We start from the raw sequence: 258 nt of genomic DNA, 5'->3' as shown, positions 1-258 counted from the left end.
AACCAAGGCTATTGCAATTTCTCAAGGTGGTACCGGTGCAACAACTCCATCCGATGCTCGAACTAACTTAGGGCTTGGTAGTGCCGCAACTAGAAATGTTGGTACTACAGCTGGTAATTTGATAGAAGTTGGCAGCTTTGGAATTGGTGGAGTAGGCCAAACTTTTGAAAGAAAAATGATTACGGGAGTAAACCTAGATTCTGTCGTTAGCTATGTATTGTTATTTCCTTATTCTGTCAGCAGCTCACCCAATCGAAA

General features: G+C 42.2%; 1 pseudogene. It reads left to right on the top strand.

Features of this window, described 5'->3' with window-relative positions:
- Nucleotides 1-258 (top strand): annotated as a pseudogene (locus RFX69_RS00020) (phage tail protein); the annotation flags it as partial.

Origin of the sequence: Acinetobacter sp. 148, assembly GCF_031196675.1 — a bacterium.
In the GTDB taxonomy this organism is placed as follows: domain Bacteria; phylum Pseudomonadota; class Gammaproteobacteria; order Pseudomonadales; family Moraxellaceae; genus Acinetobacter; species Acinetobacter baumannii.
Note: the sequence above shows the minus strand (reverse complement) of the source record. Positions and strands in the feature narration are given on the sequence as shown.